This is a genomic window from Salinimicrobium sediminis, assembly GCF_900215295.1.
Lineage (GTDB): Bacteria > Bacteroidota > Bacteroidia > Flavobacteriales > Flavobacteriaceae > Salinimicrobium > Salinimicrobium sediminis.
In genome coordinates, this window is sequence record NZ_OCMF01000006.1 from 100,540 (window position 1) to 111,596 (window position 11,057).

General features: G+C 44.2%; 5 protein-coding genes. 4 read left to right on the plus strand and 1 reads right to left on the minus strand.

The genetic code is table 11. The annotated features are described in order from the left end of the window. Positions 1 to 221 precede the first annotated feature (221 nt). The gene (locus tag CRO16_RS15965; RefSeq protein ID WP_097057410.1) at positions 222 to 6,668 is read left to right on the plus strand and encodes an alpha-2-macroglobulin family protein; all 6,447 of its coding nucleotides are present in this window, start codon (positions 222 to 224) and stop codon (positions 6,666 to 6,668) included. Positions 6,669 to 6,675: 7 nt separating this feature from the next. Here the strand turns inward: CRO16_RS15965 and CRO16_RS15970 are convergent, their stop codons facing one another. Further along, positions 6,676 to 7,167, minus strand: coding sequence for a hypothetical protein (locus tag CRO16_RS15970; RefSeq protein ID WP_097057411.1), 492 nt, complete (start codon positions 7,165 to 7,167; stop codon positions 6,676 to 6,678). Between the two features lie 165 nt (positions 7,168 to 7,332). Here CRO16_RS15970 and CRO16_RS15975 point away from each other — a divergent pair, with 165 nt between their 5' ends. The 3 genes from CRO16_RS15975 to CRO16_RS15985 all read left to right on the plus strand — a co-directional run bounded on the left by CRO16_RS15975 (position 7,333) and on the right by CRO16_RS15985 (position 10,739). Then, positions 7,333 to 7,611 carry a hypothetical protein gene (locus tag CRO16_RS15975; protein ID WP_097057412.1) on the plus strand — a complete coding sequence of 93 codons (279 nt, stop codon included), beginning with the start codon at positions 7,333 to 7,335 and terminating at the stop codon, positions 7,609 to 7,611. Between the two features lie 100 nt (positions 7,612 to 7,711). Further along, positions 7,712 to 8,377, plus strand: coding sequence for a class I SAM-dependent methyltransferase (locus tag CRO16_RS15980; protein ID WP_097057413.1), 666 nt, complete (start codon positions 7,712 to 7,714; stop codon positions 8,375 to 8,377). Between the two features lie 265 nt (positions 8,378 to 8,642). Beyond that, positions 8,643 to 10,739, plus strand: a complete 2,097-nt coding sequence (locus CRO16_RS15985) for a lipocalin-like domain-containing protein (protein WP_097057414.1) — start codon at positions 8,643 to 8,645, stop codon at positions 10,737 to 10,739. Positions 10,740 to 11,057 lie beyond the last annotated feature (318 nt).

Sequence of the window (11,057 nt, forward strand, 5' to 3'; positions counted from 1 at the left end):
CAGCATCAGACAAGGAAAAGGCTTTGAGACCAGAGCCTACACCCTGGAGCCCGACATTCCTTTCTGAAATGTCTTTTTTTGACACCTTTTTTCAGGTACAAATTGCTGATTCCCTTTAAGCAGATACACTCGTTAAAATTTGGAATTACTATACAATCAAAATTTAGTATCTTCAGCTGCTACTACGTCTTCCCTACCGGCGCAGCGACAAATCCCCCCGTATGAAAAATGTATTTTTATCGGCTGCCTTGTTATGTTCGGCCGTGGCCTTTTCCCAGTATTCCTCCCGGTGGCAACAAGTTGATTCCCTTGAACTGCAGGGAAGAGTGGCTTCCGCCGCCGAAATCGTGTCTGACATTTTAAAAACTGCCAGCAAGCAGAAGGATTATGAGCAGCTTATTAAAGCAAAGATCTTCCAATACAAGTTTTACCAGGTCAACCATGAAAACTCAGATCAATTTATTCTGAAGGACCTTAACCAGACGATCGGCCAGCTTCCCGTCCCCTTCAAAAATGTACTTCAAAGCTATAAAGGCCGTTTTTTACAGCAGTATTACAATCAGCACCGGTGGAAGATCAGAAAGCGAAAAGAGATCGATAATCCCGATCCTGCTGACATAGCCACCTGGGCGGAAGCCACTTTGCAGGACAGCATTATGAGCAGCTACGAACGCTCCCTTCACAACCCTGAAATGCTGATCGCCACCCCTGTAGGCGATCTTGCTGAAATACTTATTCCGGAACCTTTGAACCGAAAGTACAAGCCTACCCTGTACGACCTGCTGGCTTTTGAAGCCCTGGATTATTTTCAGAATTCCTCCAACTTTCCGGCAGTACGACCCGAAGATGAATATGCCTTCACCACATCAGATCTTTATGGTGCTACTGAAGAATTTCAGCAATTAAAATTTCCGCAGGCGGCGCAGCATACTTCCGAAGTATATGTACTAAAGATCTATCAGCAGCTGGAAAAGCTGCATTCCGCAGAAAAAGATCCTACCGCGCTGGTCTATGCGCAGCTGCAAAGGCTGGAATATGTGAATTCCAAATTCCGCGGGAGTGAAAAATGGGAAAAATACTTGGAGGCTCTCAACAGGCTTTCTCAAAAATACGAGAATAGCCCGGCTGCACCACTTTTGCTGTACACCTATGCCCACTCTTATTATGAAAGAGCGGGAGAAACCGGGGAAGACGGTAAATTGTTGCACCCCGATTTTAACCGCAAAGCTGTGGACCTGGCGCAAAAAGTGGTTGATAATTATCCCAATACCGAAATGGAGCAAAGGGCTTTCTCCCTTATCAGTGCCATCAAATCTGTACAACTCGACGTGCGCATTCCCGAAACTCTCCTGCCCAACAATGCTGGCAGAATGCTGCTTTCCTATAAGAGCATAGACTCGGTGCACCTGAAGATCTTTAAAGTACCGGCTACCTTTCCGGACCAGACACAATGGTACGGGCGGCAGGACGAAATTAAAGCCTTTACAGAAGAACATACTTCTTTTTTCAGCAAGACCATCACTCTTCCCGGTGCCGGAGATTATAATCCTCACTCCACCGAAGCTCTTATTCCGCCGCTGGAACGGGGAACTTATATGATCCATATTTCAGGAGAGAACAGCTTCGGGAAAAAAGGCTACAGTTTCGGCTTTTTGAGAGCTACAGATCTCAGCCTCTCCCAGACATCTTTTGATGACGCCTTTCTCTACCGTGTCCTGAACCGCACTACAGGTCTTCCTGAAAACAACGTGCAACTCACCTGGATGTATAAGGGAAACCCGGTGAGGGAAAAGGAGACCGATCAAAAAGGAGAGGTACTGGTTAATAAACCGCGCAATTACGGCAATATTGATTATGTAATTGCAGCAAAAGGCAGGGACACTCTTATCTCCCGCTATTGGGAAGGCTACTATGGTTATTCGGAAGACAAAGAAGAACAGTTTGGTGTGAAGACGCTGCTTTACCTGGATCGCGCCATCTACCGCCCCGGTCAAAAAGTGCATTTTAAAGGGGTATTGCTGAGCCATCAAAACGGAAAAACCAGTACTGTTCCCAACGAATTTGTGGTGGTATATGTTGACGACCCCAACAATGAGGAGGTTGCAAATTTCAGGCTTAAAACGAATAAGTACGGTTCTTTTCACGGGGAATTCCTACTGCCCAAAAATGGAATTACCGGGAGCTTTAGCATCTATACAGAGGAAGACACAGAGTCTGAGACTTCCTTTTGGGAGAAGGTGTGGGACAAAGATGCCTACCATTATGACGAGCTGTATTTCAACGTGGAAGAATATAAGCGGCCATCTTTTGAGGTCTCTCTTGACAGCATTAAAAAGAGCTACAGCTTTGGGGACAGTATAAAAGTAAACGGTATCGCAAAAGCTTTTATGGGTTCGCCTGTAAGCAATGCCCGTGTGATCTATACCGTAAAGCAGCGGGAAATGGTGTACCGCTGGTGGTATTATGACGGTGGTGAATTTTCTACTGTAAAGACTGACACTTTACTCACCGATGAAAAAGGGAATTTTACGCTTAGCTTTCCTGCGGAAATGCGGGGAACAGATGCTCATAAACCCGAACTTATTTATGAATACAGCATAAATGCCACAGTGACGGATATTTCGGGGGAAACCCGGGAAGGCAGCACCATTCTGAAAATTGGAAAAAAGAACCTGTTGCTCAAGCTGGATCTGCCTGAAACTATTAGCCGCCGGGATACGCTCCGCCCTCAAATCCTGGCCACCAATTTAAATGACACGCCTGTTCCGGTCACCGGAAGCCTGAAGATCTATAAGCTGCGCGGCCCCGACAGGTTGCTGCGGGACAGACTTTGGCCGGCTCCCGAGATACAGACGATTCCCAAAGAAGAGTTTATTAAACTTTTCCCCGAGGAGCCTTACGAAGATGTACCCGATCCGGAAAACTGGCCGCTGGCAGAACTGTTTTTTGAAGCCAAGTGGGATACCGACGGTAGCTACGAACCCGAGATTCCAATTACCTCCGACTGGAAAACCGGAAAATATGTGACCATTATAGAAGCAGAAAGTGGTGACAATACCACTACCGCGAAAAAGTTATTTGATGTTAATGATCCTGCCGATCCTTCCCTGCCGGACAATCAGAGGTTCGCCGCTTCCATGATCAACCGGGACCTGGAAAAAGAAAAAAAACTCAGACTCCTGCTGCAAACGAACTACGAAAATCTCAACTTGCATGTGGGAGTTTACGATCAATATGATAAGATATATTCGGAATACGTACAGGTTAAGGGTAGCAAACTCCTGGAAATTCCGCTGAAGAAAAACGGTTCCAAAGAACTTGAGGTACAGATCACCGGAGTAAAGAACAATTCTGCTTTCAATGAAACTTTCCGTGTGAAGCTGCCAAAGACAGAGCATTTTTTACAAATAACCACAGAAACCTTCCGCAGCAAAATTTCCCCGGGTGTCGAAGAAACCTGGAGCTTCCAGATAAAAGATGCTGAGCAGCAAATTCCCGACGCCGAAGTATTGGCTTCCATGTATGATATGTCCCTGGACCAGTTCAAAACCGAAAAATGGAATACAAACCCGGGATTTTATCAGCCTTATCTCTCTTTTCCTTCCTACAAACTGGATAACATGAGTGGTACTACAGGCTTATACAACAGATTTCCTTCTCCCTGGCATTACCGGCCCCGGGAGCGTAAATTTGACAGGCTGCATCTCTTCGGGTTTATTATGTCCAACCCCGACTCCTACTTATACCGCAGCTACCTTAGAAACAAAGAAGTGCGCCAGGGCAGCGGTACTCTTACGGGCAACACCCGCGGAAAAGTTACCGATGAAGCGGGACTTCCGCTGCCCGGGGTAAATGTGATCATTGAAGGCACAAGCACCGGCACAACCACCGACTTCGATGGAATGTTCGCTTTGGATACAAGTCCCGGCGACATTCTGGTGTTCAGCTACCTTGGTTTTATGCCCGAAGAAGTGCTCGTAACCAAGAATCAGGAGGTCTATGTGAGTCTCACTGCAGATTCTTCTAACCTGGAAGAGGTGGTGGTTACAGGCTATGGCGAGGTACAGGAAGAGGCAGAAGATGCCGGCGTGAGACTACTGCAGGGTAAAGTAGCAGGCGTACAGGTAACATCGGCCAATACAATTAGAATTAGAGGGACCTCGTCCACTACAGAAGGTGCAATGCTATATGTTGTAGATGGGAAAATTGTAACCGATTATGAAATTACGGGTGAAGACATACTATCGGTCAATATTTTGAAAGGAGCAGAAGCCACTGCCCTGTATGGCAGCCGTGCTGCCGGCGGAGTGGTGATCATTAATACCAAAAAGGCACTGGAGGACCTGCAAAATGTAGAAGCAAGAAAAGATCTTGATGAGACGGCTTTTTTCTATCCCGATCTGCGGCTGGGAAAAGATGGCAGGCTGGAATTCAGTTTCACTACCCCCGAAGCACTGACCCAATGGAAACTGCGCCTGCTGGCCCACACTAATAACTGGACCACCGGCAGCTATGAAAATACTGTGCGTACCCAAAAGGAGCTCAGCGTAGTGCCTAATCCCCCGCGCTTCCTGCGGGAAAATGATACTATCGTATTCAAATCGAAGATCTCCAATCTTACTCCGGAAGCAATGACCGGAACTGCACTGCTGGAGTTATATGACGCTCTTACTATGGAGCCCATTGATGATCTCTTAGGAAATACCGAAAAGCTAAAAAACTTTAGTGTTTCGGAATCGGGCAATACAGTCCTTTCCTGGGAGCTTATTATTCCTGAAAGAGTGCAGGCGGTTACCTATCGTGTGCTTGCCAAAGCAGGAGACTTCTCCGACGGGGAAGAGAATTTCCTACCAGTATTATCCAACAGGATGCTGGTGAAAGAAAGCCTGCCCTTCTTTGTGAGAGCAGGAGAAACGGAATCCTATATATTTAAGAACATGAAGGAGAATGATTCTCCAACGCTTCAAAATCACAAATACACGCTGGAATACAGTTCAAATCCTGCCTGGTATGCGCTTCAAAGTCTGCCGTATCTTATGGAATTCGAACACGAATGTTCAGAGCAGACCTTTGCCCGACTTTACGCCAACGCTGTTGCGGGTGAAATTGTGAATTCAAAACCGGTGATTAGAGAAGTTTTTGATGCATGGAAAAAGGATTCCTCTTTGGTAAGTGATCTCGAAAAAAGGGAAGATCTTAAGGATTTTATTCTGGCCGAAACTCCCTGGGTTCGCGATGCAGCTTCCGAAACCGCTCAGAAACAGGTGATGGCTCAGCTGTTCGACAAAGAGAGACTGCGACAGGAGCAGCAGAATAACTTAAGAAAGCTGGCGCAAATGCAGCAATCCTCAGGCGGGTGGCCCTGGTTTCCGGGTGGGAGGACCAATACCTTCATCACCCGTCATATTGTTGCCGGCCTGGCACATCTTGAAAAACTGGGAGTAGAACTGGAGGTTTCTGAAATGACAAAATCTGCAGTCGCTTACCTGGATAGGGATATACTAACAAGAGAAAAGGAAAGCTACCAGAAAGAAAATTTTTACCACAGCAATTACCTGCTGCACTATCTCTATGCCCGCACCTATTATCTGGAAAAGTTTCCACCTTCAGAAGAAATAGAGCAGCTTATGAAAAAAGCTCTTGCCGCTAATAAAAAGGACTGGCTGGAAAAAGATTTGTACAACAAAGGTATGCTCATGCTTATCCTTGACAGGACCGGAGGTACTGAATTTGCCCAAAAAATTGGTCTTTCTTTAAAAGAAAAGGCGGTAAAGTCTGAAGATTACGGAATGTACTGGAAGGAAAATGTGTCGGGCTGGTTCTGGTACCGTGCTCCTGTGGAAACTCAGGCGCTGCTCATTGAAGCCTTTACAGAATTGGGAGAAACGGAAGCTGTAGAAGAAATGAAGATATGGCTGCTACAGAACAAACGCACCAATCACTGGCCCACTACCAAAGCCACAACCGAAGCTTCTTATGCGCTGCTCATGCAGGGAGAGGACTGGTTGCAAACAGAAGATCAAACCGTGCTAAAGCTGGGGGAAAAACCTATAGCAGATGCTAAACTTGCAGAAACTAAAAAAGAGGCGGGAACAGGTTATCGCAAAGTGGTTTGGAAAGCCGAAGAGATCACTGAGGATTTTAGTCGCATCACAGTGGAAAATAATAATGCTACTGCAGGTTATGGCGGAGCTTACTTGCAGTACTTCGAAAACCTGGACAAGATAAAAGATCACGGCACGAGTCCGCTCAATGTAGAAAAAGAACTTTATCTGAATATCTCCGGCAATGACGGTACTACCTTAAAACAGATCACCACCGAGACTATATTGGAGCTGGGGGATCTGGTGACGGTAAGACTGGTTGTGCGATCTACGGCCGACATGGATTTCATTCATCTGAAGGACATGCGCGCCAGCGGATTTGAACCCGTCAATGTGCTGAGTGAATACAAATATCAGGACGGCACCGCCTACTACGAAAGCACCCGCGACGCCGCGACCCATTTTTTCTTTGATGACCTGCGGAAGGGAACCTATGTGCTGGAGTATACAGTAAGAGCAAACAACGCAGGAAAATTCTCAAACGGGATCACTTCTATTGAGAGCATGTATGCACCTGAATTTTCAAGTCATACCAAAGGGATTAGAGTGGAAATTAAGCAATGAAATGAATTCAGTTTCTAAAAAAATATCTCAACCCGATCTTTCCTTCCAGGATACCTGTTACTTCCAGATCGGGGCGGCTCTGATATTGAAAATGCCCCACCATTCCTATCCTGGGAAAGACCCACAAGATTCCGGTTAGCCGTCCAAGCCACCCAAAATAGGTGGAGGTTTTAGATTGATCAGCCTGCTTTTTCCAAATGTTGGAAACACTGCTTCCAATCCCCAATTCTATTTTGTTATCTTTTAAAAAGAAGTAGTCGCCTCCCAAAGCCAGTTTCTGGTAATTTGCTGCTTCAAATCTTCCGTAGAGTAAGTAAATGGCAAAATCATTATTAATGAACCCTGTTTCAATATCAAAATGAAGCCCCCGGTGATCCTGTTCAGTCCTGGGATTGTCAATGATCCCAAAAGCTTTATTAGGATCTATTGCGATCCCCGTATAGAACTGCCCAAAACAGCTATAGCTGCAGAAAAAGAAGAACAAAATTAACCGGTACATCTTTATAAACCTTAAATTCCTACCTGAATTTAGTGCTATTTGAAGGAAAAATTAAATCAATTGGGCAAAGCTTAACTTGCTGATTTGAAGCATACTTAAAAAAATTTGTACGGCGGCTGAAAAAACTGAGCTCTTGTGATTTTCAGGCAGTTAAATAAAAGATATATGAAACTAGAGGTGACCCATGTTCAGGGTGGCATGCGCGAATTTGAGAGAACCGGAATTTACCCGGAGTATCTCCTGTTTAACCTCCCCGGCACCAGGCAGAACTGGAAAGTGAGAATTAAGCAAACTCCACAGAACGGGTTTTTAAAGAGCAAGGGCAAGGTGCTTTATGAATACAGCTTCGATGAAAATTTTTATAAATTCAGAAAAGTGAAAAGCGATGGTTCTTTTTCTGAATGGTTGGTACCTGACAGCGTGAGTATTGAGATGAGGGATTAATCTGCTTTTTGTCAAAAATACCTCACAGGTTTTAAAAACCTGTGAGGCCTAATCTCCAATAAATTGACCCTCTAAAAATGCCAGTCTTGACTATTATAGAATGACAAAAAACAATAAAATAAAAACACCCTGGCCAACCAAGGATGCCATGGCGCAGATCTATAAAAACAATTTGTGGGGTGGCAATAAAATTGAATTTTACTCCGGTTTAGGCTCCCATCATCCTGAAACAGTAGATGAATATATTAGGGTAGTTTCCGGTTTTTTAAAAGATCTTGAAATTCCACCAGTAGTCTGTGACCTGGGGTGCGGGGATTTTAATATTGGCAAGGGACTCGTGAAATACACCCTGAGGTACACCGCTGTAGACATAGTACCGGAGCTAATAGAGCATAATAAAAAACAATTCCAGGCAGATCATCTCGAATTTCATGTTTTAGATATTGCAACCGATGATCTACCCAAGGGAGATTGCGCAATCCTTAGGCAGGTGTTGCAACACCTATCGAATGAGGAAATAAAGAGGGTGGTAGAAAAGTTATACGATTTCAAATATGTGATTCTCACCGAGCACTTACCGGAAGGGAATTTTGAACCCAATAAGGATATTATCTCCGGACAGGGAATCAGGTTAAAAAAACAAAGTGGTGTAGATCTTTTGTCATCACCGTTCAATCTAAAAATCAAAGAGAAAATACACTTGCTGTCTGTTCCGGCTCCCGAATTTAAAGGAGTTTTGGTGACAACATTGTATAAGGTAAAATGATTAAGATATCTAAAAACCCAGGCAAGCAGGAAAATATGTTCAAAATTGAAGCTGTGCCCATTGACTTAATAGGCATCAGAATCAGATCTAATTCCCTCACGAAGGAATAAAAATGCCACCTTTTTCTATCCATTTCCCAGTGCAATTAAAAATAATTAATGAACACATTTTTAATGTTAATTAAATTAACATTATTCAAATTATTTGATATTTTTGAACAACAATAAAGGCATAGCCCCTACCTATCCCGCTCATATCTAAACACATGCATCTACCATTTTCTACCTTTGCCTTACAGATAAATATCAACCGCAGTCTTATCTTTTTGTTTTTAATTCTAATCACGGGATGTTCAAAAGATGATGATGAAGTCGCTCAACCGCAGGATGAGTTTTATAAAGACGCACTAACCTCTGCCTCCATACAGCAACTTTCCGGAGTTTGGGCGATCTATGAAGTGGCTTTTGAAGGAAAGAGTGCAAATGTGGCTGCAACCTATGAAGAATGTGGCCGGGATTTCTTTCAATTCACCGCCACCAATACCTACAGAGATTACTATTATACCTCCAGCTATCAATGTGAAAAGGAAGTCCAGGATCTAAATTATGATCTGGAGAAAGGCGTAGTCACCCTTCACAATGATTGGGGCGCTTCAGAAGAAATGGTGATCACCGGGCTTACAAGCGATAAACTGGTGTTCAAGATGAAGATGGACATAGATGATGATCCCGACCTGGAAGTGCTGATTTTTGTAGCCCGTCGCTATTCCCCGCCAAACGATCTTGATTTATATTCCTATACATTTGGATCTGAAATTACAGATGAGAACCGTAATGAGATAAAATTTACCTGGCAGGCTTATAACGGTTTTTATAAGTTCGACCGTTACGAAATTTACAGGAGCGACTCTGGCTGTAGCAAGGCCAATGCAACCCTGGTGGCCAGTATAAAGGAAAGTTCAAAAACCTTTTTTATAGATGAAAATCCGCCGGTTGCCGAAGAAATCTGTTACTACCTGAAGATCTTTAACGAAAAAGGCCTGATTGGGGAAAGTGAATTAATCACCTTCTTTACAGAAGACCTGAGGCCGGTCGAAGTGGAGTTTGTTAAGGTTGAGATGCAGAATGCAGAGGTGAAGCTGGAATGGGCTGCCTTCGAAGGCAAATATTTTTCACATTATGAGATCAGGGTTCGCAATTATAAAGGCGGCACCGGGTATGGCTACCAGGAATATCCGGTAGCTGTCATAGAAGACAAAGAAATTACAAGTTATGTCGATAAAACCCCTCCCCGACTCAAAGATCCTGTGTATGCCATTTATGCCTATGATATCTTCGGAAATGTGAATACAGAGTTTTATGCTGAAAAAAATGCATGGGAACTCAACTGGACCCATCCGGAAGTAGTGAATCTGGAAATGATAGAATTCGCGGTCCCTGCTCCCAATTCTTCTGAAATCTTCTTCTACGGAAGAACGGAAGCCGGAGAATATCAGTTGATCAAATACAATTACGGGGATCACACTGTTTCAGCTACAGCCAGTAAGCCTCCGCAGGCCAGCACCGGCGTGCAGATGCAGGTACACAGCACCCAAAATGAAACAGAGTTATTCTTCGCCCAGGGCAATGCACTGGCTGTATATAATGCTGCAGACCTTTCCTATAAATACACTCTGAAACTTAATAATGCCCCTTTCTTCTATGATTTCGCTTACCTGGGGGATAATATTTATGGCTTTACCGATAATGAGACGCTATATACCTTTAAGCGTTCGGGTAACAGCATGGAATTCATTGCCAAAAAATCGCATTTTACCACCCATTACGGCAATACCGATTATCACCTGCTGCCTCTAAAAAACAGAGAAATTTTGGTGGGGCACTACCGGGAACCTAAAAGCTATAAGTTCACCATTAACGCGGGTGGGGAAATCTCGGGTGGGGAGCTGGTTAATATTCCAATTACCTCCCGCTGGCAAAAGAAAACCCTGTACAGCCCCGACCAGAATTATGTGATCAATTTACAGGACAACAAGCTCTTTTCAACCCTTACCTGGAGCGAGCAGGGATTCTTTGAGACGCCTCAGTTCCCTACCGGCATCAGCCGGGATGGAAATTTGATCCTGGGCAGCAATAACGATCCGACGGAGAATATCACCAACGAATCCTTTCATGAAAAGAAGGTCAAAATCTACAACCTTACTACCAGCAAGGTGACAACGGTTGCAGCCAAAGGTTATCCGCACTTGCTGTTCGAAAACCACCTGGGTCAGATCATCAGCATTTCATCAGGCTTCAAAAGGGAAGACCTGAAAAGCGCTACTCCCAAACCGGATATTTTTGTGGAAGTGATCGGATTTTAGAAGGACGAAGTTAGAAGTACGAATTAATTTGCAGTGCCTTCACTTCGAGTGGTTTCTACTGCGCAAAAGCGCAGGAGAAAATGTTTCGAGAAGTGGCAGTGCCGTCAGTTCGAGTAGTTTTTTCTCGAACGATAGTGAGAGAGAAAATTGTATCGAGAACAGAGGCAGGAATCTACTCCGTCATTCTCGATACAAATTTGTTCCTGCTAGCGCAGGTCCAAATTCACTCCTTTAGACTTGTATTAGTAAATTTATTACAAGTTTAATTAAGAAAAGGGAGCTGAACTTAGGTACACTATTTTCACTCAGAATTTTTTA

What these genes read in the sequence shown, in the direction of transcription:
- CRO16_RS15965 (WP_097057410.1), top strand. Translation starts at nt 222, where the DNA reads ATGAAAAATGTATTTTTATCGGCTGCCTTGTTATGTTCGGCCGTGGCC.
- CRO16_RS15970 (WP_097057411.1), bottom strand. Translation starts at nt 7,167, where the DNA reads ATGTACCGGTTAATTTTGTTCTTCTTTTTCTGCAGCTATAGCTGTTTT.
- CRO16_RS15975 (WP_097057412.1), top strand. Translation starts at nt 7,333, where the DNA reads ATGAAACTAGAGGTGACCCATGTTCAGGGTGGCATGCGCGAATTTGAG.
- CRO16_RS15980 (WP_097057413.1), top strand. Translation starts at nt 7,712, where the DNA reads ATGACAAAAAACAATAAAATAAAAACACCCTGGCCAACCAAGGATGCC.
- CRO16_RS15985 (WP_097057414.1), top strand. Translation starts at nt 8,643, where the DNA reads ATGCATCTACCATTTTCTACCTTTGCCTTACAGATAAATATCAACCGC.